Consider the following 1,172-nt stretch of genomic DNA (forward strand, 5'->3'; position numbering starts at 1 on the left):
ACGAAAGAACGAACGTCGAAATGATAATACGCTCCTACTCGAAGAATCCCCTCAAAATGCTGAAAAGAACATTGTTTTGCTTGGCCCAATAAGCCAAGAGTATGTTGACGACAGGATATACAATGCGCCTAACATATTTATAAAAGGAGCCGTGCCATATGACCAAATGCCATCAGTTTTAAAAGGATTTGATGTAGCTATTATTCCGTTTAAAAAAGACGAAGTAAGTAACTCGATATTCCCTTTAAAGTTGTTTGAATACCTTGGTTCGGGCAAACCGGCTGTGTCGTCAGATTTTAATCCCGATTTACAGGAGTTTACAGGCGATACGGTTGCCTACTGCAAAACTGCTGAAGAGTTCACCATGGCCATAAATGAAGCGTTAAAAGACACACCCGAATTGCAAAAAAAAAGGCTTGCAGTTGCAGCAGAAAACACCTGGGAGCATAGGATCATTGAAATAGAAAAGCTTCTGGCATTAAATTTAAAAAAGCGTTAAAAAATCCGTTACAACACAACTTTACCTTTAAAAAGCAAGTAAAAGGTATTAATACTTATTAAAAATATGGAGATCATTAAGTTTATTGCGTCTGTAATAATGAGTCTGGCATTTATATACCTTGGAATATATTGTATTTACTTGTTTGTCTTCTCGGTATTAGGAAAATTAGTTCCCATAAAATACCCTGCCGCTGCTGCTTCATTAAGTAAATTTGTTATTTATATCTGCGCTTATAAAGAAGATGAAATTTTATTAAACTCTGCTGCAAGCGCTTTAACACTTGATTACCCTGCCGATAAATTCCATGTTTGTGTCATAGCAGATTCGCTTAAACCCGAAACACTTAAAAAATTGAGGCAGATGCCATTACAGGTTGTTGAAGTATTTTTTGAGAACAGCACCAAATCAAAAGCACTAAATAAAGGTATCGAAAACACAATCCCGGGTTTTGATGCCGCTATTGTTTACGATATTGATAACGTAGCTGCCCCGGATTACCTTTACCAGATCAATAATTATTTACAGGCAGGCGAAAAGGTGGTACAAGGTCACAGGATAGCTAAAAACACCAATACAAACGTTGCCACGCTTGATGCCATAAGCGAAGAGATCAACAATCATATTTTCAGGAAGTCGCAGCGGGTGTTTAACCTGTCGGCAGCCATTATAG

The 1,172-nt window shown here is 37.6% G+C and carries 2 protein-coding genes; both read left to right on the forward strand.

What is annotated here, in order from left to right; all coding sequences use genetic code 11:
- On the forward strand, positions 1 to 499 hold a 499-nt coding region (locus tag AC1DPZ_RS27675; protein WP_477409576.1), incomplete at its 5' end, for a glycosyltransferase family protein.
- A gap of 66 nt (positions 500 to 565) precedes the next feature.
- The coding region (locus AC1DPZ_RS27680) for a glycosyltransferase family 2 protein (protein WP_477409578.1) at positions 566 to 1,172 on the forward strand (607 nt) is incomplete at its 3' end.

The organism is Mucilaginibacter sp. P4_G9 (assembly GCF_056400985.1).